The organism is Ilyomonas limi (assembly GCF_005233845.1).
Taxonomy (GTDB): Bacteria; Bacteroidota; Bacteroidia; order Chitinophagales; family Chitinophagaceae; genus Ilyomonas; species Ilyomonas limi.
In genome coordinates, this window is sequence record NZ_SZQL01000013.1 from 81,963 (window position 1) to 105,895 (window position 23,933).

Consider the following 23,933-nt stretch of genomic DNA (forward strand, 5'->3'; position numbering starts at 1 on the left):
TTTTCAACTCATTCCTATCTTTTTCCATTTCATAAAAACATTTAAGCAGCTTATGTAAATAAAGATTGCCTTGCAGCTTTTGCAGCAACATCTTGCACCGTATTCAAACAAAACCCTTATGAAAACTTCAATGTATTTAATGATGCTGTTGCTACTTTTCAGCTATTCGCTTCCGGCTTGTAAAAAAGACACACACCCACCTTCTTCGGCAGGCTATGTAACCGGTAAGGTTACTGATGCAAGCGGACAGCCGCTGCCAGGTGTGAAAGTAACTATAGAGCATACGGTTTGGGCAAACTCGTATGTATTTGCAACTACTGATAATAACGGTAATTATAAAGTAGCTATCCCTGCAGAACCCGCCGGAGATTGGACGGCAAAAGCCCAAATAAAAAAGTCGGCTTACGGTCAAGATTATACATTTGACTTAGCGCCTGGCAGCACCGATGCTTTCACTGTAAATGATGCTGTAACCAGAAATTTTACATGGAAGCTAAGTGGCGAAAAGCCGGCTGCAGGCACTTATTACGGTGCACATGTTGACCTGTATCAGTTTGGCACGGATGCACCGGTGGATAAAATAAAGCTGATTTTTACACCAACAGAAAGCACCTTAATTGATGGCAGTCCAGCCACAACTATAGAAAAAACAGTGGAAGATGTTGCTGGTACGTTTATGGCCAAAGATATTCCGATAGGAAAATATACCATAAAAGCTGTGTATCCCGGCAAAACCTTACTGCTCGATAATCGTCACGATGATCATGATGCACCTGCAGTGGAGCAGCCGGTAATATTTGGCAAATCCGGTTACCTCGGTGAAACGGAGTATAATGTTGAATTCTGGCTATCTGAATAAATTCAATACTATTTATCTATAACATCCTATCGCATCTTTATGCGGTTGACAACCCTGTTTTCTACTTGTATTTTTGTGTTTTAATCAGTATAAGTAAACGCTTCAACCGTTTAAAAGATAAAGGTTTCGATGGTGATGTTGCATAAAAATAAACCCGCTTTTAAAGCGGGTTTTACATTTTTGTAAAAAGTATAAATAATACCTTAAAAGCTAATACTTTACTTTCCGCCCGGCGGGCAATGTTCCCTCAGATAATTAGTGAACAAAGTATGCAGGTGCGCAGTTGTGCCCTCCCCTTCGTTAATGCTATGCGTGCGGTTGGGATAACTCATCAGCGAAAACTGGCGATTATATTTTACCAGCTCATTAATCAACAACTCTGTGTTTTGATAATGCACATTATCATCGCCGGTGCCATGTATGACCAATAAATTGCCCTGTAGATTTTTAGCATACGTAATGGGTGAACCTTTTATAAAAGGCTCCATATCTTCCTGCGGCAATCCCATATAACGTTCCTGGTAAATATCATCGTACGTAAGCTGGTAAGCTACCGGTGCTATAGCTATGCCGGTTTTATAAATATCGGGATATTGAAACAGAAGATTAAGCGTAGTAGAGCCGCCGCCACTCCAGCCCCATACCGCAATGCGGCTGGTATCTACAAATGGCCATTGCATGATTTTTTTTGCAGCCATCGCCTGGTCTCTGATGTTGATGATACCAACATTTTTATAAATGGATTTGCGCCAGGCAGCACCTTTTGGCGCCGGCGCACCACGTCCATCCACGCTTATATAAATATAACCATCATTAGCCATGTTGCCGTTGTACAGGCTTCTTGCCACCCCCCAGCGGTCTTCTACCGTAGCTCCCGCCGGTTCGGTATATACATAAAATACTACCGGATATTTCTTGGTAGAATCAAAATTGGCAGGCTTAATCATCCAGCCATCCATCGCGATGTTATCGGCTGTTGTCACCTGGAAAAATTCTATTTTGTTGTGTTCTTTAGCAGTACGCGCTTCTTCGCTCCGCAATACTTTATGGGTTGGCAAGCTTACCCAATCTGTTATCCGCGGCGTATTGGCATTAGAAAACAGGTGTTCTGCATATAATCCCTTTGGAGAAACATCATACTCGTGTGTACCTTGCTCGTTGGCAGGCGATAACTTCTCGGGCTGACCGCCGCTCGTTTTTATACGATATAAATATTTTTGCGTAGCATTTTGCGGTGATGCAGTGAAATAGATGTAACCCGATTTATCATCATAACCATTAATGGTAATAATATCGTAATCGCCTTTGGTAATGAGCGTTTCTTTTTTACCATCGCGGCTTATCATATACACATGCCGCCAGCCATCTTTCTCGCTTACCCACAAAAAAGCGGTGCCTTTTTTTATCCATTCCCAGCCGGTAGGATCATCGCTCCAGCGTGCCTTAACATCTATCCAGGCGTTACTCGTTTCACTGTATATCTCCTGCACATTGCCGCTGGCAGCATTGCAATACATCACCTTGCTTTCGTTTTGCCTGCGATTAAGTTGCTGTATTACCAGTTCATTACTGTTAGCCGCCCATTCCATACGCGGTATATAATGTTGCTGTGCATCGCCCGGTACATCCATTTTGACAGAAGTACCATTGGCCACATCTACCACATAGATATAGCAAAAAGAAGGACTCACACCCACCTTGGGGTATTCTACCGGCTTGGTAAAAGAATAAATAGAATCGGTATTATTTATCAATAAAAAATTAGGGATCTGTCGTGCATCTATCTTCCAATAAGCAATGTTTTTGCTGTCGGGGCTCCAGCGAAAGCCATCACGGCAGTCAAATTCTTCTTCGTATGCCCAGTCAAAAGTGCCGTTTATTATACGGTCAGTGCCATCGGTAGTGAGTTGTTTAATATTACCACTGGCAATATCTTCTGTATAAATATTATGCCTACTCACATATGCCACGCTGTTGCCATCGGGGGAAAACTTAGCAAACATGAGCGATGAGGCGGGCAAGCTTTTACCCAGTTGCTTCAGGCTATTATTCGTTTTATCGTACACCCAGTAATCGCCGCGCGTATGATAACGCCATACTTTTTTACTATTGGTAAATACGAGCATTTTGTTGCCATCTTCCGAAAAGAAAAAGTTCTCCACCGACAATGGTTCCTGCACGCCGGCTGGTGTAAGTTGTGCATGTGTAATTACGGGCGTGGACGTAAAAGCCGGTAGCTGTACTTGCACAATACCATTATCGGTTGCTTCGTAAAAACTGCTGCCATCAGCAGCCCAGTGCAATCCTTTTGGAGGCTGCGCATAAACTGTACAAATAATTATTTGTAAAACAATTAATACGAAAAACTTAATCTTCCTCATGCTAAAATATTAAAGGGTGAAAAGTAATACGAGTAGGGCACAAAAAGAAACGAATAGAGAAAAAAGTTATAAAAGCGAATTGCCTGTGGCTGGTAGCGCACCGCTAAACTAATTGACTTAATTTCGCGCCGCTAAATAATAGCATATTGATGTATGTTGACAGACCAGTTAGACGCATTAAAAGCAAGATTTGAACAAGTGGGTGTAGCACTTACCAACCCTGAAATCATAAGTAATCAGAAAGAGTTTGGTAAATTGAGTAAGGAATACCGCGATCTTGAAAAGATAGTAAAACCTTATGAAGAATACCGGCGCGTAGTAGCAGATTATGAATTTACGCACGAAGCATTGAATGGAAATGATGAAGAAATGCGCGAGCTGGCAAAAATGGAAATGCCGGAACTGGAAGAAAAGAAAGAGGTTTTAGAGAAAGAACTCACCAAATTATTAATACCTAAGGACCCGCAAGATGATAAAAATGCCGTGCTTGAAATACGTGCCGGTACCGGCGGTGATGAGGCCAGTTTGTTTGCCGGTGATTTGCTGAACATGTATCTCCGCTATTGCGCCAAAAAAGGCTGGAAAACAGCCATCGTTACTGAAAGCGAAGGCACTGTAGGCGGCTACAAAGAAGTGATTGTGGAAGTGCAGGGCGAAGATGTGTACGGCACTTTGAAATTTGAAAGCGGCGTGCACCGCGTACAGCGCGTACCCAGCACCGAAACGCAGGGCCGGGTACATACTTCGGCGGCAACCGTGGCTGTAATGCCCGAGGCAGAAGAAGTGGACTTTGAACTAAATCCTGCCGATGTAAAAATGGAAACTGCCCGAAGCGGCGGCGCCGGTGGACAGAACGTAAATAAAGTGGAAACAAAAGTGATGCTGACACATATTCCTACCGGCACGGTAGTCGTGTGCCAAACAGAACGCAGCCAGCTTGGCAACCGCGAAAAAGCCATGACTATGCTGCGTACCAAACTATACGAAGAGCAGGTACGTAAGCAGGAAGAAGAAATATCGCGGCACCGCAAAACATTGGTAAGTACCGGCGACCGTAGTGCTAAAATCCGGACGTACAACTGGCCACAAGGCCGTGTAACTGACCATCGCATTGGGCTCACTTCCTATAATCTCGATGCGGTGATCAACGGCGATATTGATGAATTTATTGAAGCACTTCAGGTAGCAGAAAATACCGAGAAAATGATGAAACAGGATTAATTTTTAAAGTCTTTTTCCATTTACAAAAAATATACGCTTGAAACCTCGCCCAATTGCTTTTTTGCCACCGGTTATCTGGTTGGTACTTATTTATATGCTGCTTACATTGCCCGGCAGCGATATACCAAAAGTAAATTTTTTGGACGCTATTTATTTTGACAAATGGGTACACACCGGCTTGTTTGCCATGCTGGTGTTTCTTTTTTGCTGGCCCTTCAGAAAACAGTACCCAATGCAACATAGTTTATTCATCAGCATTACTGTTTTTGCTGTCGTGTATGGCATTGCACTGGAATATGTACAAAAATATTTTGCGAGCGACAGATCGTTTGATATCTCCGATATGATTGCAGACGCATTCGGCTCTTTATTGGGCTATATGGCAATAAGATATGTAGCCAGGAAAATAGCAGAAAAAAATAAGCCCCTGTAGAAACAGGGGCCGCAACCAAAACTAACTGCTTATGAGAAAATTGACTACTTATATTCTATCTTAAGTTCAACAAACGAAGTGCCAGAAAAAGTTATCAATTATTTGGTCACCTCGTTGTTCTTGCTTTCGCTATGCAAATATCAGTAACATGCCACAGAAAAAAAGTTAATCAATCGTTACAGATATGTACTTATCAAACTCTTAACAAAGATAAATAAAAGGTTTGATTTTCCACAGTATATAAACTTATTAATTTTTAACCGTTTGTACGTCTGAAAGCAACATTTCTACGCTTTCTTTCAAAATCGTATTCTTTGCTTGTTTAAATGGCTCCACTTTATCCGTTGGCAAGCGGAGGTTATACGTTGTACCGGCATTCAAAGCATCATCCAGTCCCGGATTCAGGCGGTTAAGTAAGCCTTCATCCATTTGTAGATATTTCGCCATAATTGTAGAATTGTATTTGCCCTGGATTTCTACAATTGCAGTATGCTCCAAATCATCAATTTTTATTTTAGGAATCCCCAATGGCATGTATTGTTTCACTTCTTCTGCCGTCATGGTCGTTACGCCGCCTGAACCCTCAAAATAATATTGCGTGGCAATAAACTTCTTCACATGGTTGCGTGTTTCTGCAGGCAAAAAGTTTTGCAATACCCAAAAACTACTGCTGCCTGCCTTTTTAATGGCTTGTCTTACTCTGCCTTCGCCAGCATTGTAAGCGGCTATTACCAGCAGCCAATCGCCAAAACGGTCATATAATTTGCTTAAGAGTTTTGCAGCAACTGTAGTGCTCTTTGCAAAATCTTTACGCTCGTCATGTTTACCTATTTTCAAGCCATACGCTCTTGCCTCATCGGGCATTATTTGCCAGGGACCTACTGCACCTGCACTAGATACTGTAGCTGGCCGCAAACTGCTTTCTATTACCGCCAGGTACTTCAGTTGGCAGGGCACATCATATTTAGTAAGTATTTTATCAAATAATGCAAAATAAGATTTACCCCAGTTTTTCATACTGCTGTAATCATCGCCTTCTCTTTTAATAAAACTTTTTACAAAAGAAACTACATTCGGATTTAAAGGAACTCTCAGCAAACCATCGCCTACAGAGTAAGTACCTGGCATTTCGCCTAAAACATCATCAAAGTTTTTGGAAGCATTAGAACTGTCTTTTTTGGGACCGCCGGTTTTGGTACGGCCATTGCCAGTAAAAGACATAAGAGCGACACTAAAGAAACAAAAAACACTTACAATAAGTGCACTTGCCAGTTTTCTTATTTGCATCAATTTCGTTTTATTTTTTTAAAAGTTAAAAAATAAAGCGGCTTATAAGCGCTTAAAATACCTGGTAATTTAAGGGGGTAGAACCTACTTTTTACTTGCCAGTTGCATCATTTGCTCCGACAAAGAAAGCAAACATAGATCATTTTCCTGAAACGTCATTACCTGCATCCCAAAAGGTATGTTATTACTGTGAATAAAAAGGGGCAGCGAAATAGCCGGGATGCCGGTAAGGTTAGCAAATACAGTATAGATATCAGCGAGAAACATTTCTATCGGGTCTGAAATTTCCCCAAACTTAAATGCAGGCGATGGTACAGTAGGTGAGATAATTGCATCGAACTGGCTGAAAATCTCTTTTGTTTTCTCCACCAGTAGATACCTAACCTTTTGAGCTTTAGTAAAATATGCATCAAAATAGCCTGCACTTAACACAAAAGTACCTAATAATATGCGGCGTTGTACTTCCTTGCCAAAACCTTCTGTACGGGTTTTATTATACATCTGTGTCAGGCTTACATCATTACCATTACTCCTGTAGCCATACTTTACCCCATCATACCTCGAAAGGTTACTGGAGGCCTCAGCAGTTGTTAAAACGTAATAAGCAGGCACCACATAATCAAGGTATTCAAAATCAATTGGTTCTACTTCGTAGCCGTTGTCAGTTAATGTTTTAATAAAACTCCTGAAAGCAGCAGCAATTTCGGGGTCAAGCGCAGCATGCTCAAGTGCCTGCCTGAAGTAAGCAATGCGCTTTGGAGTCGCTACTTGATGTAGCAGGTGTGAATAACTTTCTACAGGCGTAGCTGATGCTGTACTGTCGTAGGCATCTTTCCCGGCTATTATTTCCAAAACAATTGCTAAATCGGGCACCGACCTGGCAAAAATGCCAATCTGGTCGAAGGAGGAGGCATAAGCAATTAATCCGTAACGGGAAATTCGTCCATAGGTAGGCTTCATGCCTACAATACCGCAAAAGTCGGCAGGCTGTCTTACCGAGCCACCTGTGTCGCTGCCCAGGCTTACCATGCACAATCCTGCCTGCACAGCAACTGCCGAGCCGCCCGAAGAACCGCCAGGTACTCTATCGTTATCAGCGTCGTTCAATACATTACCATAGGCAGAATTTTCGTTGCTGCTGCCCATAGCAAACTCATCGCAATTTTGCCGGCCAATAATAACAGCGCCGGCTGCCAGCAACCGCTCAACAGCCGTAGCATTGTATATACTGGTAAAACCTTCTAATATTTTGGAAGCAGCAGTTACTGCATGGTCTTTATAGCAAATAACGTCTTTCAGGCCTATTACCACGCCATGTAGCGGGCCTTGCAGGCTGCCCGATTCTGTAAGGCTATCATCAAGTTGAGCTGCGCGTGCTAAAGCTTCTTCAGCATACACTTCTAAAAAAGCGTTCAGGTGTTTTTTCGTTGCTATCTGCGCTAAAAAATATTGCACGGCTGCCACACAGGTGGTGCGGCCGTGCAATAAATCAGCATGATAGTCTTTGATAGAGGTGAAACTAAACAAAGGCTAATCCTTATTTATGTGAAAGAAATAATTACGGCTGTGTGGTAGTGGCGGCAGTGTTATTAGAAGCAGGTGCGGCAGTTGTTCCATTGGCAGCAACCCGGTCTTTTTCTTTCATGCCTTCTTCCAATTCTTTCTTCACATTGTCTTTAGCATCGTTAAACTCGCGGATGCCCTTGCCCAGACCGCGCATAAACTCAGGAATTTTACGACCGCCAAACAGTACTAAGATTACAACTGCTATCAGCAGAATTTCCTGGAAACCTAAATTGCCCATAAAATGATTTTAAGATGATGATGAGAAACAAAGTTAAAATAAATACGAAGTTTTTGCACAAGAAAGGGTTAATACTTTAATAAAAAAGCAGAAGAAAAAATCTTCTGCTTTTTTATTAAAGTATTTATTTCATGCGCTTTTCCTTGATTCTGGCGCTTTTACCACTGCGCTCGCGCAAGTAGTACAGTTTGGAACGGCGCACTTTACCTACCTTGTTCAGAATGATTGCATCAATATTGGGCGAGAAGAAAGGAAATACTCTCTCCACACCTATGCTGTCCGATATTTTACGAACAGTAAAAGTAGTAGTTGCACCTTCGCCCTGGATTTTTACCACGTCGCCGCGGAAACCCTGGATACGTTCTTTACCACCTTCAATGATTTTATAGTTGACAGTAACATTGTCACCGGCTTTGAACTTCGGAAATTGCTTTTTTGTCGTAAGCTGGTCGTGTACAAATTGAACTGCTGCGTTCATGGCTCAAATTTTTAAAGGACGGCAAAAGTAAGATGATTTGGAAGAACAGCCAAACTTTATTTTATAATAACTTGTTAGGTATATTTTGAGACAATGCCTTATAAATTGTTACTTGCCTTATTCAATTTTATTAAGACTTGCCGCCCATTGATTTAATAGCTTGCACACTCCTTCAATTCTTTATCTGTATAAGCCAGGTTGTATTGCTTTAATACATCTGCCGGCACACCATTCCATTGATTAGGCGTATTACCCATGTAACCGATATCTTTTAGACCAATTTCCGAGGTATAAAATCCGGTAGCCGTCAAATTGCGCATCAGATTGAAGAAAGACACGCCAGGCGCCATGCCAGGCTTTGCTTTTGCCGGATAAGCAATTTCATCAACCATCGCGATGCGTTGCTTATCATCGCAATCCACAAAAGTCTTCTCGTAGCGGTTAAGGCATTGCATATCCAGCCAACGGAGACCACCGCGCATAGGCGTCTGGTGCTCAGGAAAATCTTTTACAATAAATTCAATAAAATCGGGCACCTTGGCATCGGTGGCACTGCCGCTTACATCATCTTTGGGTATGATAATGTCTGCCAGCACTGCAATGGTTTTCATTTCATGGTCATCAAAAAAAGTATAAGAAGTTACTTCTTCGTAATGCTTTCTTTCTTCCGGCATACGGTCGAAGTCCTTACCCTGACTTTCTACCGCTTTCTTACTCGGTACTTTTTTAGTGTTATCCGTTTGAATATCATCATTGCCGCTATTGCAGGCTTCAAGCACTACGCCGGTAGCAACGGCACCGGTAACCAAAGCTTTAAGGGAATCTCTTCTGTCCATAATATTGTTTTTTTTTGATCACAGATATTACTGATAATCTATTAATAATGATTTAACTGATAGTGAATCTGACGTTTTAATTTCATTAGTATCTATATTAAAATATCTATACTTGCTTTATGATAACAAACATTACTGATGTTTTCTTATTAACTGAATATCAGCAAAGTCAGTTCTTATCAGTAATATCTGTGATCCTTTCCCATTTATATATTCTGTTTTTTCATTTCATCCACCAAATGTTCACTGGCACGCATACTTAAAGCAAGTATCGTCCAGGTAATATTTTTATCCGCCTGCGATACAAATTGGCCGCCATCTACACAAAATACGTTTTTGCAATCGTGCGCCTGGCTCCACTTATTCAAAGCCGATGTTTTAGGATTATCGCCCATACGCACCGTACCCGCTTCGTGAATAATCTTACCTGGTGATTCCAGTCCCCAGTTGTTTTCCTTACTGTTATTTGCCCCCCAGGTAATCACGGCTCCCATCGAGTGTAATATTTCGGAGAACGTCTCTGTCATGTGCTTTGCCTGGTTAATTTCATAATCGGTGTATTTTGTATGAAAACGCAGCACCGGAATACCAAATTTATCCACCACCTTGGGATCAATTTCACAATAATTACTCTCTAATGCAATCGACTCGCCTCTGCCAGCCATGCCTACACCAGCACCGTAGAAAAAGCGATAATCTTCCTTCAAAGAAGCGCCGTAGCCGCCGCCTTCTTTCTGTTTGCCTTTTACTGTGTACTTGCCGTTGAGGTTTTCTATCCCCCAGCTAAAGCCATACAAAGGCATACCCATACCACCACCATACTCGATATGATAGCCACGCGGGAAGTCTAACTTTTTATTATCCAGCCACCATGGCGTATAAACGTGCATCCCTCCTACTCCATCTTCGTTATAGCGTTTTCTGTCAAATAACGCCGGAATAATACCACCCATACCCGAACCGGTAGAATCGTGCAAATATTTACCAACTACATTGCTGGAATTTGCCACGCCATTTGGATGCCGCTGCGATTTGGAATTAAGCAGTAAACGCGCAGATTCGCACGCACTGGCAGCAAGGATAACCGTGCGGCCACTCACCTGATATTCCTGCATGTCCTCCTTATTTACATAAGATACACCGGTAGCCAGCCCTGTATTTTTATCAGTTAATACCTCCCGCGCCATTGCATTGGTTACCAGGTCAACATTGCCGGTAGCTAATGCCGGTATCACTAAGCACGAAGAAGAAGAAAAGTCGGCATAAGCTTTACAGCTACGTCCGCACTGCGAGCAAAAAAAGCAGGAGCCCCTTTCCTTATTAATTGGTTTGGTAAGAATAGATAAACGCGATGGAATAACGGGAATACCAACACTGGTTCCCGCTTTTTTAATCATCAGCTCGTGCAGGCGCGGTTTGGGCGGCGGCAGAAAAATTCCATCAGGATGATCTTCCAGACCTTCATTGGTACCAAAAATACCTAACAGCCGGTCTATTTTATCGTAGTAAGGTTTTATATCCTCATAGCCAATCGGCCAATCTTCACCCAAACCGTCCCTGCTTTTTCCTTTAAAATCTTTTGGTCCAAAGCGCAGCGAAATTCTGCCCCAGTGATTGGTACGTCCGCCCAGCATACGCGCACGCCACCAGTCCCACTGCGTACCTTCTGCCTGTGTGTAAGGCTCGCCGTCTATTTCCCAGCCCCAGTAGCAGCCGTCGAAATCGCCAAACGGACGATACTTGGTACTGGCACCGCGCCTTGGAGAATCCCAGGGTTTGGTAAGCTGTAAAGAATTTTTCTTAGGGTCATACATAGGACCCGCTTCCAGCAGGCATACCTTGAGGCCAGCTTTTGATAATACATAAGCCGCCATACCACCACCGGCGCCGGAACCTACAATTACGGCATCGTATTTCTTAGCATTTTTCTTGATTTGGAAATCACCCATAAAGCAAACAATTTTTTATAATTCGGAGGGCTAAATGTAGGACATAACCTGTAAACGTAAAGTGATTTTTTTATTCGCCCGTGATACTGTTTTATTGGTTAAAGTAAAACAAGAAGCTGTTAATAAAGAAGAATGCGCAGGCTTTATAAATGAAAAGGTATTTTGAACGAATGAGCCAGACAGAATTATCTCTGTCGCAGTCAAACAAGTGCAATAGATTTACCCATATAAAAGACCATTAGCTGCAGCTCCAGTTCTATTTATAAAAGATAGCAAAAACATACTTAACATCTTACTTTCATATCTTTCGCTGCACACTTACTTTTACACCATGAGTTACCTGTTAGCTATAGACATCGGCACTACCCATTGCAAAGCCATCACGTTTGATACACAATGCAAGGCTGTTCATTCATTAAAAGCAACCTACGAAACCATTAATGACGAACCGGGGCAGAATGAGCAAAACCCCGATGAAATACTGCAACAGGTAGCCACCTTGATTACCCAATCTTTACAGGCAAACACAACAATACAAGGTGTTTGTTTCAGCGCAGCCATGCACAGCATTATCGCAGTAAATAAAGAAGGCAAGCCCCTTACCAACGCTATCATTTGGGCAGATACAAGAAGCAGTAAGCAGGCAGTCAATCTCAGGAATAGTGACACAGGTACGATTATTTATCAAAAAACAGGCACCCCCATTCATCCTATGTCGCCACTGTGCAAGCTGCTGTGGATGAAAGAAGTAATGCCGCAGATTTTTAGCGAAGCCTATAAATTTATTTCCATAAAAGAATATATTTTTTATAAGCTCTTTGGCAAATATATTATTGATCATTCCATTGCATCTGCTACCGGCTTGTTTGATATACATACCCTTGCCTGGTGTAATGAAGCACTGGAAGTTGCAGGCATTGCTGCAGATAAATTATCCACCCCGGTTGTAATAACACATATTGAAAAAGCACTCACCTCAACCGGCAAGCAACTGCTTAAGGCAGAAAATGATATTGCGTTTATTATTGGCGGTAACGATGGTTGCTTAGCCAATTTAGGCTGCGGTGCCATTCACCCCGGCGATGCAGCACTTACTATTGGTACAAGTGGTGCGGTGCGCACCACTTGTACTACCAAACAAACCGATGATACACAACGTTTATTCAGCTATTTGCTTACCGATGACATGATAATCACCGGCGGCGCCATCAACAATGGCGGCGTGGTACTGGAATGGTTTGGAAAAATGATGGCGGATAATGACAAAACTGCGGATTTTAATTATTGGCTGCAACAGGCAGCAACTGCACCGGCAGGTGCAGACAAGCTCTTGTTTTTACCATATATTTTAGGCGAACGTGCGCCCATGTGGGATGCCGATGTTAAAGGTGTGTTCTTTGGCCTGAGCAGTCAGCATACACAGCAACACCTTGCACGTGCGGTGATAGAAGGCATTTGCTTTGCCATGCGCAACGTGGTAGCTGCTATTGAAGATACAAGCGGCAACATCAGCAATTTATATGCAAGCGGTGGTTTTATACAATCGCCATTTTGGTTGCAGTTGCTTACTGATATTTTGGGAAAGCGAATAAGCATTAACAATAGCGCAGATGCTTCGGCTGCGGGAGCTGCCATTATAGGATTATATGCATTGGGCTTTATTAAAAACCTGAATGATTCAGCACAGTTTTTTAAAACAGAAAAGGTATATGAGCCGCAGGAAAAAGGACGCCGGCAATACGATGCACTCTTTACTATTTTTCAATCTTTATATCCAAAATTGAAAGATGAATTTCATGCATTAAGTAAGTTGAAATAGATAAACGAGAATTATTTACAAGATATACCACTGGTTTCTGATTCGTGAGCTTTAACTTGTTAAGTCTTACTTTAAGGATGGTTTTCAAAGTCGAGCCAATCGTTCTTATGTATGTAACCAATTATTTACATGCGTATTAAGGCGTTCAGTATTGGATGGTATGTTAGTATAATTGCAGCAGCTTACTTTTTGAATTGATAAATGCAAACGCCCCTTATAATACCTTAAAATTCCTTAAATACAATTTAAAAGAAGGGAATGTGAAAATATTTTGAGTAGGTTAGCAGTTATAAAAAATATACCAAAACTATTGTTTATGACAGTAAATCCATCTAATGTTCAGCACATCGTGCAGCCTGATTTTTCTCAGGCATACAACAGTATCCATTTAATAGCCGACCTGCAATCGGAACTGGCAATGTTGAAGGCAAAAGTAGCAACTTATTATCACGAGGAAATAGTACTTCGCGGAGATCAAATAATGATGCGCGAATACTGCAGGTATTTTGGCATAAAGCCTTAGAAGTGTGATATTTAAGTAGGGCTATATAGCAGAAAATAAAGAGGGAAGAGCACTATTCTTCCCTCTTTATTTTGCAGAAGCTATTTAAGATACGTTTCTATTACCCTTTACTCCGCATACCTAATCTTAATCACCAGTTTTTTATCAGGCTTATTGCCGCCGGTGGTAATGTTTGGCATATGTGCATCGGCAGGGAAAAACAGGAAAAAAGTGCCGGGGGTAGCTGTGTAAAAAGTGCCTTCGCCAGAATAATTGATGAGGTCTTTGGCAGCATCATACGGCATGGTAACCGTGAGACTGGAAATGGGTGCCACCCCTATCTTTTCTTCACCCGAAATAACGCCCTGAAGGTCTATATAATTGCGGTGTGATTCCCACTTGGCACTATCTACATCCTTGGTAGGATTTTTCGTGATCATTGCATACACGTTATCGCCGTCAATTGCATACCTGCCGGAAGCCATAGTTTGCAGATTGTTGTTTTTTAAAAAGGCAAACGCTTTGTCCCAATAATCTTTATTGAGCTGATATTGCCGTGCAAATGTTGCTTTGTTTATAGATTCGTGTGGCTGCATGGATAAGCCGTTTAACCATTTTTTTTGCTGAAACCATTGATTTGCTTCCTGAGCAGATTGTTTGTTGGCACTTTGCTGTGCGGTAACGTGGCAAGCTGATAATGACAATAGAAATGCTATAAATGGCAACGAAATTCTTTTCATGTTTTTATTTTAAATATACCTGAAATAAATAAACCAAAATTATTACGCCATCGCTTCTTTCAGCAACTGTTTTTGCATTACACTTTTATTTTTTACCGCAACTATTGTAATAACAGCCGATAACAACAACGAGCCTGCCATAAAAATATAAGATGCACTAAAACCACCGGTAGTTCCATTTAAATACCCCACCATATACGAACCTGCAAACGAGCCCAGTGCACCCAAACTATTGATGAGTGCAATAGCACCAGCCGTTACATTAGCAGGCAATATTTCGGTGATAATGGCAAAGAAAGGTCCGTAAGGTGCATACATGGCAGTGCCTGCAATCACAAGCAGTACAAACGACAGCCAGAAGTTGCTGGTACCTGTTAAATACGACCCATAGAATGCTAAGGACGCAACAAGCAAAAATGGCCATATAAATGCTTTGCGGTTCAATGTTTTGTCGGAGAAATAAGAAGCAGTTAACATACCAATAATTGCAAACGCATAAGGCAACGAAGACAACCAGCCTGTTTCAATGATATTCATTTGCGGCGCTGCCTTAATGATGGAAGGCAGCCACAATACAAAGCCATACACGCCAATGCTCCACAACGCATATTGCAAACACAACAAAATAACCACACCCGACCGGAATGCTGCTGCATAATTCTTTACCGGCTTAATGCCTTGCTGCTCTTTTTGCAGAGCAGTTTCCAAAGCTTCTTTTTCATCTGTTGTTAACCAATCTGCATTTGCGGGTTTATCATTGACCAAACGCCACCAAAAAAACGCCCAAATAATTGCAGGTAACCCTTCCCAAATGAACATCCAGCGCCAGCCCACCGAATTAATCAGATAGCCGGATACGATAGACATCCAAAGAATGGTAACGGGATTGCCGAGAATTAAAAATGTATTGGCACGCGACCGTTCTGCTTTGGTAAACCAACGACTTAATAAAATAAGCATTGCCGGCATTACCGCACTCTCTACTACACCGAGCATAAAACGGATAATAATGAGTAAAGTAATATTACTGACCATACCGGTTGCCATTGCCAGTGCACCCCATAATATCAGCGACCAGAAGATGAGTTTTTTGGCACTTTTATTTGCAGCGTAATGTGCACCAGGTATTTGGAAAAAGAAATAGCCTAAAAAGAAAAGCGAACCTAATAAAGAAGAGGTAGCGGCAGTAATATGTAAATCTTTCGCCATCTCCCCTGCTGCAGCAAAACCAAAGTTTGCCCTATCGAGATAAGCAAGGCTGTAAGTGATAAAAGCCACAGGAATAAGGCGATACCAGCGCTGCGGTGCAATTGTATTTCTCATGGATTCGCTTACATTTTATTTATTCTTTCTGTTATTCTAAAAATAACAGCACTGAACAATAAAACCACAGCAGAAAAAGAGCTATATACACGGAGTCACACAAAGTTATTTACCCTGTTTACACGTGATTCAACTCCTTGTAATGCTGTGGCTTTCAATCATCTTTAGTAAAATTCTTTAGCTAAATATCCTATCGTGCGAACGCCTGTCATTCCATTGCGGCGTTGGCTCAAAATAGCTTTTGTCTGATGGATGCAGGTGTTGTTTTACCACATCATCGTTCAACTCTATGCCCAGCCCCGGAGCAGACAGTGGAATATTGGCAAAGCCTTTTGTAATTAATTGCCTGCCATCGGTAGTTTTTACCAAACTTTCCCACCATGGCAGATCAATGGAATGGTGCTCAAGCGCGAGGAAGTTTTGCGTAGCCGCAGCACAATGCACATTTGCCATAAACGAAACAGGGGTACCTGCCTGGTGCATGGCCATAGCAACGCCGTGTTCTTCAGCATAGTCACCAATTCTTTTCGTTTCCAGCAGTCCGCCCGAAGAAGCAAGATCCGGGTGAATAATATCTACTGCATGCGCATCAATCAGCAGCTTAAAACTTTTCAGCAGGTAAATATCTTCGCCGGTAAGGCAGGGCGTTTCCAATGCATCCGACAGCATTTTCCATTGATCTGTGTATTCCCATGGAATGACATCTTCCAGCCACGCCAGCCGGTACTGTTCTAATTTTTTGCCCAGGCGAATGCCGTTATTTACATCAAAATGCCCGTAGTGATCGGTAGAAAGCGGAATATCGTACCCCAGCATATTTCTTACATTTTCCACCAGTTTAGCCAGTTCGTCCAAGCCTTTTTCGGTTATCTGTATTTGAGTAAAAGGATGCGCCGTATTGCCATAACCCATGTAATTGCTTTGGTCGCCCCATTGTTGCAAATCTCCCTTATCATTTCGCCAAAATTTATCATTTACCAAAGTGCCCGGAATGCCTTTCAACTCACCAATACTCAAATCCATCTTCAGCCAGGTATAACCCTGGTCGTTGATGCGGTAATCCATAAGTTTCTTTTGTTCTTCGGGCGAGCCGGCTTCGGGGGTATCGGCGTATAATCTTATTTTATCTCTATATCTCCCGCCCAGCATTTGCCATGCTGGTACATTATAAGCTTTACCCACAATATCCCACAACGCCATTTCTACACCACATACGCCACCAGCCTGCCGGCTTTGTCCGCCAAATTGCTTAATGGATTTGAATACCTGCTCTACGTTGCAGGGATTTTGTCCTAATATCCTGCTTTTCAGCATCAGGGCATAGCGTTCGTCGGCGCCATCTCTTACTTCACCCAAACCATAAATGCCTTGGTTAGTATCTATGCGTATAATGGCAGTACGGCCTAAAACAGTCGTTACGCAATAACGCATATCCGTAATTTTTAAGTCGGAAGGCGATGAATAACGCCTTACATTTTGCGTGCTTTGCGCTATTAAATCTTCCACCGGCGAAAACATAAAAGCACTGCCTAAAGTAATGCCGCCTAAGGCTGATTTTTTAAGAAAAGAACGGCGTGGGTTTTCCGGTACAGCTTCCTTGTGTTCAGTAGCTGTTTCGGCAGTAGTATCCTGGTCTTTCAAGCCAAGTTTTTGTAAATACTTTTGAGAGGGAGTCATGTCTTAGTTGTTTATTTTATGGTTAAGCAATCGGGATAAATCTCTTTTTATTACTCCTAACGAAAAAATGCTTTTCTTTCATCGCAAACAGGGAACAGGAGTAAACAGAGGTTTCACAAAGGCTGTTTTCTCTGCGAAACCTCTGCCTCTTTGCTCTTAGCGGTGAAAAACTACCAGGTTCTGTCTTTCATATATTTATCCAGTTCTTCCCTAGTCATCGGCAAATCTTTCTGCGTGCCAATCCATTGTAAAAAATCTTTTTTTATTTCATCGGTCCATTGTGTATCTATTTGACCTGGTGTGTACTTGCCTTCGCGCAAACGCTGATGTCCAAAAGCATCTCTCAACTCTACAAATTCGGAGTTCAATACCAAGTCTTCGAGGAATTGTGCAGGGATGAAAACGATGCCTCCTTTCTTTGCCAGCACTACATCACCGGGCAATACGGTAGCTCTGCCAATACGTATGGGTACGTTGATGCCTGACAGCATCATTTGTTGTATATACGAAGGGTCGTAGCCTTTTATCCAGCCGTTAAAGCCTTGTATTTCTTCCAGTCCTTCAATGTCGCGCACCGAACCATAAAAGATAACGCCGGTATGCGATTTTGCATAAATAGCATTACCCAGGTTATCACCAATCAAAGTGCCGTCTACAATTTTTCCATAGCTGTCGGCAACATACACATCACCGTTTTGCAACACATCAATTGGCCAGGAGTTGGTGGCACCAATGCGACCTTCTGCTTTGCCCTTGTCTGTAATTAACTTATTCAAATCTGGCCGCAGTGGCATATATTGGGCTGTTACCACACGGCCTACCATTGCAGAGTCGGGGCGTATAACCATCCAATCACCTTCAAACTGGTTTTGATAGCCTTTGTTGCGCAGGTAACCCCAAGCCTCTTCAAGGGATATATTTTTCAAACGATTTAAAAAACGGTCTTCCGTTTTAGGACGGCCATCGGCAAGGCGCTCTCCTTTCCAGTCGGGCGTTAACGCTTTTATCTGGTCGGGTGTTAAAGTAACCTGTTGTGCAGATGCAAAATGAGTAATACAAATAAACGATGCAAAGCAAATCAATTTGCGAATCATACGGCGATGTTTTAGTTAGCGTAACTATTATTTTGTGCGGTTAAAGTAAAGAATTTTTTATACACTTTTTATGATAATGTTTTATCAGGGAATGATATTATATTATTGAATAACAGCAGCAATCCTGAAAACGGAGATAAAATACTTACTTCCATGGCATAGTCTTGGCATTATATACACACAATAAAACATATAATAATGGTAATAAAACAAGAAAATGCTTCAGACAAATGGGATAAAGAAAATGAAGACGCTTTAGCACCCGGAACAGCAAACAACAGTGCGTCAGAAATAGGCACGGAGGCTACTCAATTTTATAACGATCAAATCTTATCGGCAGAACATACGGAAGGTGAAATAACCAATAATGACGGATCAGTGATAGAGACTTTAGATACTGATTTTCACGATGTGCCGGGTTATATAAGTAATCACAGCTTGGCAGGCAGTAACCGTGCAGATTATTATGAAAAAAGATCGCAGGGCAAAAGTGACACGGAGGAAGAGCAGGAGTATATGAGAGACCATCAGCCGGAGGAATAAAAGTATCGTGCGTTAAGAGTTGAAGTGCATATTAAGACATGCAAACACTATAAAGAGGCTCGTAAAAACGAGCCTCGTGCTTGTCTATATTTTCAAAAACCATCGAGAAAAAACCAACAAGTCAGCCTTTGGTATAATCGTGAATAACTTCCATTTCACCTTCGTATATTCTTACTACTTTTATGGTGGTAGCATCCTGCATTTTTACAAGAAAAATATTGTTTTCTTTATACGGAATTTGTACTTCTTCAATATTTACAATGCTGTAATCGTAATAGGTTCCTTTTACAAGTGCTCTTATATTTTCAGGCATTTTCATTTCACCATAGCTCGTAATAGTGTACAACCATTCGCCATTCTTTTTGTAAGTAACAGTAGTCGTTGCTTCACCGGCAGTAAACCTAGCTACAAAACCATTATCTACTTCATACCAGCTTGCATCATCCACATCTTTATATTTAATCATAAAATCACGCATTGCATGTATGCTGATGTTATTTAATCGCATTTTTTTAGTTCCTGTAAATGGGACATACTGCGTGTTGCTATCTTCATCAATTACAGAATGCACAAGAGATGTATGGTGCACTGCTATTAGCAGCCGGGCGTTGGCATTATTTCGTAGCAATACTGCAGTAAGTACTGCTATCAGCATTATCGCTGTACGGAAGAATGATGGTGTTTTCATGGGAAAAGGTTTAGGGTTATTATCTTTTCATTTGCACACCAAAACTATGGGACAAGGAGGGCGCATACTACCTGAAAAACGCCCGGCCGCGTAGGGTATTTTGCACGTGGTACCTTATCAGCAAAAAATAATTGCTTGATATACGGATACACAGGAGGATAGTATGTTGACGAAGAAAGAGAATGACTGTGCAGATGAACTATTTGTCAAAGATTTACCCCCTCTGGCGATTGCACTGCAATTAAGAAACAAAATAGGCGATTGTACACTAATCTATTGTAAAATATCGCTATATCCGCTCCCACAAAACATCTACAAACCAATCTTTGCTATCGTAATACTTGGCAATGGGTTTAAAGCCTGCGCGCATTGCCAATTCATCTATTTCGCGCTCTGCATATTTTTGCGACAGCTCTGTCCAGACGGGCTCATTTTTATAAAATGAAAATGATTCTTCGCCAATGGTTACTTGCTGGTTTTGCAAACTGATTAAATAACTTTTACAAGCGCCGCTGATTGGATTATAGGTTGGATAATGGTCAAATTTTGTAAGGTTAAAATCAGCTCCTAATTCGCAATTAATGCGCTTAAGCAGGTTTAAATTAAATGCCTTGGTTACACCCGAATCATCGTTGTATGCAGCCAGTATATCTTTGGGATTTTTTTTTACATCAAAGCCAATCAACACCATGTCGCCGGGCTGTAAATGATAGTTAAGTGCCTGCAAAAAACGTTCAGCTTCATCCCTTTTAAAGTTGCCAATATTGGAGCCTAAAAAAAGTACTAATTTATTACGATTGGATAGATCATAACTCTTAGCCAACATATCAAAATAATCGCCATTCAATCCGTGCACTTCCAAACCTGGAATACGCTGTGGCATTTCGTTTTCTAAAAGCCGGATTACATTCTCCGAAATATCTATTGGATAATACGTAAAGTCCTTTGCACTGTCATTCAAATAACGCAACAGGTGTGTGGATTTTGTTGCATCGCCTGCACCTAACTCCAATACATCAAACGTTTCAAACTGCTGTAATAGTGGTGCAGCCAGCGCTTTGGTTTGCTTCACAAATATCTCATGCTCGCATCGTGTAAGATAATATTCCGGCAACTGCATAATCTGCTGAAACAAACGGTCGCCGGCTGCGTCGTAAAAATATTTAGACGGCAGGTATTTTGGCGTGGAAGAAAGCCCGTGTATCACTTCTCTATAAAACCGTTCCTTTGCCGTTAGCTCTACCGTGCCAGCCTGATGCCTGTGAATTGCCATTGTAAGTGGGTTTGAAAAAAGTTACGGTAAGTAATTCTGCTGTGTCCTTCGGGTGTAGCTACCGATGCGCCACGGAGCACCATTTGGTTCACCATAAATTTGCCATTGTATTCGCCTATAGCACCTTCGGCTTTTGAAAAATCAGGATAAGGCAGGTACGCACTTTCGGTCCACTCCCATCGTTGTCCCCAGACAAATTTTGTTGCAGCCACTTCCCATTCTGCTTCGGTGGGCAGGCGCGCCCCTTTCCATGCAGCAAAGGCGGTTGCTTCAAAATAATTGATGTGTGTAACAGGTTGCTGCGGGTCTATTTTTTGTAACCCGCTGAGTGTGTAATAATGCCATTCATCATTAATCAAAAACCAATATAAAGGTGCGATTACTTTTCTGTTTTTTACCCATTCCCAACCTTCGGCATGCCAGTAGCGAAAGTTGTTGTAACCACCTGCATTAATAAACTGTAAGTATGCTGCATTCGTCACCAAACGGTTGCATATATGATAAGGCTGCAGGTACACTTTATGCCTCTGCAGCTCATTATCAAAACAAAATCCATCACCTGCAAAACCCATTTCATACACACCTTCTTCAATGCTTATCCAACTTTCATTTTGCTCAACCGCAATATTCTCTATTCCTTTATCATCATAAGCAGGCAATAAAGGATTATGACCTAAAATGTATTTAATATCGGTGTATAACAGTTCCTGATGCTGTTGTTCATGATTGAATCCAAGAATAACTACTGCTTCTATTTCCGGCGATAACTCATTGCTTAAAAACACATCCATGGCATCATCCACATAGCGGCGGTAACTGTAAACTTCATCCACCGTTGGCCTGCTCAAATTACCTCTGTCAGTACGTATCACCCTTGCACCCACACTTTCGTAATAACTGTTGAAAACAAAGTTGAAAGCAGGATCAAATTCCTGATAGTCCTTTGCATAAGGCTTCAATAAAAAAGTCTCAAAAAACCATGTAGTATGTCCCAAATGCCATTTGGGCGGACTCACATCTGCTACCGGCTGCACTACATAATCTTCGGTTTTTAGCGGTTTGCAAATGGCTTCTGAATGTTGCCGGATGGTCTTATAACTGCTCCGCAAATCATTCATTTTGCCTGTAAATTCCTGCTCCATTATGTGCGGCACTTTAGCAAATGGATGCGTGATTAATGGTTCTTTTGCTAAGGTTGTTTTCATAGGAAAATGAAGATACTGTATTTTATATACGAAAGAACAGCAGAGAAGATATTGGTTAAAAATAATCGCGACTGGTGCCTTGCAAATAACGCAGATGAGCACAGATGGAGATAGAAGAAGTGCCACAAATCACTTATGCATTTTCCATTTTATTGTAGAGAAAAATAAATAAAATTCTTCCGTAGATGCAACGTATAAATGAGAATAAATAATCAAAAAATACAATATTTTATCGGTGTTTATCTGTTAGAGACAATCCTCCCATCTGTATAACGCTTCAAATCGGATATGGTATTGATGTGCAACTGCCCGGCTTGTTTTCTTCGCATCATTAACGCATAGGTATTATTGAAACCTATAGATTGCAACCAGGTAAGATTGTATTTCTCTGTAAAAGCTTTTTTCACATATTGATACACACTATCCGGGTTGCTTATCAATTGCGCTACTCTTTCTTTAGGTGGTTGCAAAATCACCAGCAAACCAGTACCGGTATATTCAGGATACATATCAATCTGATTATGCAATAACGCATCAAAACAAATTTTTGTGCCACCAAGGCCAGTCTTTGTTTCTACCTGCAAAGCGGTATAACCTTCCAGTAACATGCGGTACATATTGATGAGAATATATTGTTCACCAAACACTTTTGAGCCCAAACGTATTACACCTTTCCGTCCGTTTTGCGGCTCCTTATACAAGCCTTTGGATACTAAGAAATCGCGTGCTACTTTTTGTGGCAATTGCTTCAGATAATCTACCCGATAGTTTAGCTCCGTCATAATGCTATCGTTGATCTTTCCTGCCAGCAAATTCAATACGGGTGCCACTTCGGGGTATTCTTTCAACACCTCATTGCGTACAAAAGGCGCTGCATAGTACGGCGGAAAAATAGTTTTATCATCCTGCAAAGTCACCAGGTCAAAAGCTTTCAATCTGCCATCTGTGCTGTAACCACCTATTATATCCAGCTCTTTTTCATATACGGCTTTATACATCATCGCATCACTAATCACCACATTACGGATGCTTAAATGGTATTTGGATTTTAACCCCAAATAACCATCTTCTCTTCCCATAAACTCCGGCTCAAAGCCTGCAAGCAAACTTTTGTCTGTTGCGGGAATGATATAAAATGAAGAAAGCAGGAGCAAGATAAAAGGTAAAAAAATAAAACTTTTATGTAGCTTTTTTATATTCATCCGTTGCACCAGTGAAAGCAAAAAATCGAACAGGATAGCAAGCAATGCAGCAGGAATAGCGCCTGCTAAAATCATGTTGGTATTGTTGAGTGCAATACCACCAAAAATAAATTCGCCTAAGCCGCCTGCAGCAATGTAAGCAGCCAATGTAGCTACGCCCACATTAATTACCGTTGCCGTGCGAATGCCTGCTAAAATAACCGGCATAGCCAAAGGTAGTTGTACTTGCAAAAGTATCTGTCTATTGGTCATACCCATACCTTTGGCAGCATCCACAACAGCACTATTTACTTCTTTTATGCCCGTGTATGTATTACGGATGATAGGCAATAAAGCATATAAAAACAAAGCTGCAATAGCCGGTATAGCACCAATGCCAAAAAGCGGAATTAAAAAGCCTAATAATGCAATGGAAGGAATGGTTTGCAGCACGCCGGCAAAACCCAGTACAACGCCTGCCCATTTGTGCTTGCGGGCAATAAGAATGCCTAGCGGAAGTCCAACCAAAACAGCAATAAATAATGCAATAAACGTAAGTCCAATATGCGTAATGGTTTGCTGCCAAAGCTTGTCTGACTGCTGTACCATAAACTGCCAAAGGTTTTGCTGTTCTTCCATG

21 protein-coding genes are annotated in these 23,933 nt (G+C 41.6%); 6 read left to right on the top strand and 15 right to left on the bottom strand.

Going from position 1 to position 23,933, the window contains the following annotated elements:
* The first annotated feature begins 118 nt into the window (after positions 1-118).
* The gene (locus FC093_RS15785) at positions 119-859 is read left to right on the top strand and encodes a carboxypeptidase-like regulatory domain-containing protein (protein WP_137262774.1); all 741 of its coding nucleotides are present in this window, start codon (positions 119-121) and stop codon (positions 857-859) included.
* A gap of 218 nt (positions 860-1,077) precedes the next feature.
* Here FC093_RS15785 and FC093_RS15790 read toward each other — a convergent pair whose 3' ends face one another.
* A complete protein-coding gene (locus FC093_RS15790) occupies positions 1,078-3,240 on the bottom strand; it encodes a S9 family peptidase (RefSeq protein WP_137262775.1) in 2,163 nt (720 codons plus the stop codon).
* 153 nt (positions 3,241-3,393) lie between these two features.
* Between FC093_RS15790 and prfA the strand changes: the two genes are divergently transcribed.
* Together prfA and FC093_RS15800 are read left to right on the top strand one after the other, a co-directional pair.
* Complete coding sequence (gene prfA / locus FC093_RS15795) at positions 3,394-4,461, top strand: peptide chain release factor 1 (protein ID WP_170971117.1); 1,068 nt, start codon at positions 3,394-3,396, stop codon at positions 4,459-4,461.
* Between the two features lie 37 nt (positions 4,462-4,498).
* Complete coding sequence (locus FC093_RS15800) at positions 4,499-4,894, top strand: VanZ family protein (RefSeq protein WP_137262776.1); 396 nt, start codon at positions 4,499-4,501, stop codon at positions 4,892-4,894.
* A gap of 249 nt (positions 4,895-5,143) precedes the next feature.
* Here the strand turns inward: FC093_RS15800 and FC093_RS15805 are convergent, their stop codons facing one another.
* The 6 genes from FC093_RS15805 to FC093_RS15830 all read right to left on the bottom strand — a co-directional run bounded on the left by FC093_RS15805 (position 5,144) and on the right by FC093_RS15830 (position 11,248).
* Positions 5,144-6,181, bottom strand: coding sequence for a lytic transglycosylase domain-containing protein (locus tag FC093_RS15805; protein WP_137262777.1), 1,038 nt, complete (start codon positions 6,179-6,181; stop codon positions 5,144-5,146).
* An 84-nt stretch (positions 6,182-6,265) separates the two neighbouring features.
* Positions 6,266-7,708, bottom strand: a complete 1,443-nt coding sequence (gene gatA / locus FC093_RS15810) for an Asp-tRNA(Asn)/Glu-tRNA(Gln) amidotransferase subunit GatA (protein ID WP_137262778.1) — start codon at positions 7,706-7,708, stop codon at positions 6,266-6,268.
* A gap of 31 nt (positions 7,709-7,739) precedes the next feature.
* Entirely contained in the window at positions 7,740-7,985 is a 246-nt protein-coding gene (locus tag FC093_RS15815) for a Sec-independent protein translocase subunit TatA/TatB (RefSeq protein WP_137262779.1), read from the bottom strand.
* A 124-nt stretch (positions 7,986-8,109) separates the two neighbouring features.
* Entirely contained in the window at positions 8,110-8,463 is a 354-nt protein-coding gene (gene rplS, locus FC093_RS15820) for a 50S ribosomal protein L19 (RefSeq protein WP_137262780.1), read from the bottom strand.
* A gap of 152 nt (positions 8,464-8,615) precedes the next feature.
* Positions 8,616-9,299, bottom strand: a complete 684-nt coding sequence (locus FC093_RS15825; protein ID WP_137262781.1) for a gluconate 2-dehydrogenase subunit 3 family protein — start codon at positions 9,297-9,299, stop codon at positions 8,616-8,618.
* 206 nt (positions 9,300-9,505) lie between these two features.
* Positions 9,506-11,248, bottom strand: coding sequence for a GMC family oxidoreductase (locus FC093_RS15830; protein ID WP_137262782.1), 1,743 nt, complete (start codon positions 11,246-11,248; stop codon positions 9,506-9,508).
* A gap of 331 nt (positions 11,249-11,579) precedes the next feature.
* Here FC093_RS15830 and FC093_RS15835 point away from each other — a divergent pair, with 331 nt between their 5' ends.
* Both FC093_RS15835 and FC093_RS15840 read left to right on the top strand, forming a co-directional pair.
* Positions 11,580-13,067 (top strand): gluconokinase, encoded by a 1,488-nt coding sequence (locus tag FC093_RS15835; RefSeq protein ID WP_137262783.1) that lies wholly within the window; start codon positions 11,580-11,582, stop codon positions 13,065-13,067.
* Positions 13,068-13,383: 316 nt separating this feature from the next.
* The gene (locus FC093_RS15840) at positions 13,384-13,590 is read left to right on the top strand and encodes a hypothetical protein (protein WP_137262784.1); all 207 of its coding nucleotides are present in this window, start codon (positions 13,384-13,386) and stop codon (positions 13,588-13,590) included.
* Positions 13,591-13,697: 107 nt separating this feature from the next.
* Here the strand turns inward: FC093_RS15840 and FC093_RS15845 are convergent, their stop codons facing one another.
* From FC093_RS15845 to FC093_RS15860, 4 genes are all read right to left on the bottom strand, one after another.
* On the bottom strand, positions 13,698-14,309 hold the full coding sequence (locus FC093_RS15845; protein ID WP_137262785.1) for a YhcH/YjgK/YiaL family protein: 612 nt from the start codon (positions 14,307-14,309) through the stop codon (positions 13,698-13,700).
* A gap of 42 nt (positions 14,310-14,351) precedes the next feature.
* On the bottom strand, positions 14,352-15,632 hold the full coding sequence (locus tag FC093_RS15850; RefSeq protein ID WP_137262786.1) for an MFS transporter: 1,281 nt from the start codon (positions 15,630-15,632) through the stop codon (positions 14,352-14,354).
* A gap of 177 nt (positions 15,633-15,809) precedes the next feature.
* Positions 15,810-17,309, bottom strand: coding sequence for a mandelate racemase/muconate lactonizing enzyme family protein (locus tag FC093_RS15855; protein ID WP_137262787.1), 1,500 nt, complete (start codon positions 17,307-17,309; stop codon positions 15,810-15,812).
* A gap of 170 nt (positions 17,310-17,479) precedes the next feature.
* Positions 17,480-18,403: an RraA family protein gene (locus tag FC093_RS15860; RefSeq protein WP_137262788.1), complete on the bottom strand. Its 924-nt coding sequence runs from the start codon at positions 18,401-18,403 to the stop codon at positions 17,480-17,482.
* Positions 18,404-18,601: 198 nt separating this feature from the next.
* On the opposite strand from FC093_RS15860, the gene FC093_RS15865 reads away from it, so the two are divergent.
* Complete coding sequence (locus FC093_RS15865; RefSeq protein ID WP_137262789.1) at positions 18,602-18,946, top strand: hypothetical protein; 345 nt, start codon at positions 18,602-18,604, stop codon at positions 18,944-18,946.
* A 121-nt stretch (positions 18,947-19,067) separates the two neighbouring features.
* On the opposite strand, the gene FC093_RS15870 is transcribed toward FC093_RS15865, so the two are convergent.
* From FC093_RS15870 to FC093_RS15885, 4 genes are all read right to left on the bottom strand, one after another.
* Positions 19,068-19,634: a hypothetical protein gene (locus tag FC093_RS15870; RefSeq protein ID WP_137262790.1), complete on the bottom strand. Its 567-nt coding sequence runs from the start codon at positions 19,632-19,634 to the stop codon at positions 19,068-19,070.
* A 289-nt stretch (positions 19,635-19,923) separates the two neighbouring features.
* On the bottom strand, positions 19,924-20,907 hold the full coding sequence (egtD, locus tag FC093_RS15875) for an L-histidine N(alpha)-methyltransferase (protein ID WP_137262791.1): 984 nt from the start codon (positions 20,905-20,907) through the stop codon (positions 19,924-19,926).
* Positions 20,874-22,112, bottom strand: a complete 1,239-nt coding sequence (gene egtB / locus FC093_RS15880; RefSeq protein WP_240743328.1) for an ergothioneine biosynthesis protein EgtB — start codon at positions 22,110-22,112, stop codon at positions 20,874-20,876. Before egtB ends, egtD begins: the two co-directional genes overlap by 34 nt.
* 239 nt (positions 22,113-22,351) lie before the next feature.
* Positions 22,352-23,932, bottom strand: coding sequence for an ABC transporter permease/substrate-binding protein (locus tag FC093_RS15885; protein WP_137262792.1), 1,581 nt, complete (start codon positions 23,930-23,932; stop codon positions 22,352-22,354).
* Position 23,933: the final 1 nt, after the last annotated feature.